This window comes from Clostridium sp. NSJ-49, assembly GCF_014287725.1.
Taxonomy (GTDB): domain Bacteria; phylum Bacillota; class Clostridia; order Clostridiales; family Clostridiaceae; genus Clostridium; species Clostridium disporicum_B.
This window is the reverse complement of sequence record NZ_JACOOP010000117.1, coordinates 1-732: the sequence shown is the minus strand read 5'-3', so window position 1 is coordinate 732 and position 732 is coordinate 1. Positions and strand designations below refer to the sequence as shown.

The following is a 732-nucleotide window of genomic DNA, read 5'->3' as shown; positions in this document are numbered from 1 at the left end:
AATCAGGACCACCCGTCAAACGGGTGGTTTGCTCTACGCCTATAAGGCTCTGTCACCGGCTGTGCTACTCGCACGTCGAACGGTTTGCCAACCGCATATTTTCACTGGCTACCCCTAAAGGGGTTATATTACTTGCCTTTCTTTACCGGCTCACCCGTAAACGGGTCTATGTATTCTTTTAGACTCATTTGTTCATAAGCTAAATCTTCTTGAATTTGATTTTTTATATATTCTTCAATTACTTTTTTATTTCTTCCTACTGTATCAACATAATATCCTTTGCACCAAAACTGCCTATTTCCATATTTATATTTTAAATTTGCATGTCGGTCAAATATCATTAACGAGCTTTTCCCCTTCAAATATCCCATAAATTGTGAAACACTCAATTTTGGTGGTATACTAACAAGCATATGTATATGATCTTTGCATGCATTTGCTTCTATTATTTCTACACCCTTTTGATCACATAGCTTTCTCAATATTACTCCTATATCAGCCTTTATTTTTCCATAAATTATTTGTCTTCTATACTTTGGTGCGAAAACTATATGATATTTACAATTCCATTTACTATGTGCTAAACTACTATTATCCATATTGGATACCTCCTTGTATTATAGTTTTGGTCGGCAAACCTACTATAATTTTACAACGGAGGTTTTTTTATTTCTACTCACCGCTAGAAGCTTTCCGGAACCACAGGTAGAACCTGTGGTATTCTAAATACAA

General features: G+C 35.4%; 1 protein-coding gene. It reads right to left on the bottom strand.

Annotated elements, in window-relative coordinates; translation table 11 throughout:
• Positions 1–128: 128 nt before the first annotated feature.
• Positions 129–599, bottom strand: a complete 471-nt coding sequence (gene tnpA, locus H8S10_RS17945) for an IS200/IS605 family transposase (RefSeq protein ID WP_186839756.1) — start codon at positions 597–599, stop codon at positions 129–131.
• Positions 600–732: the final 133 nt, after the last annotated feature.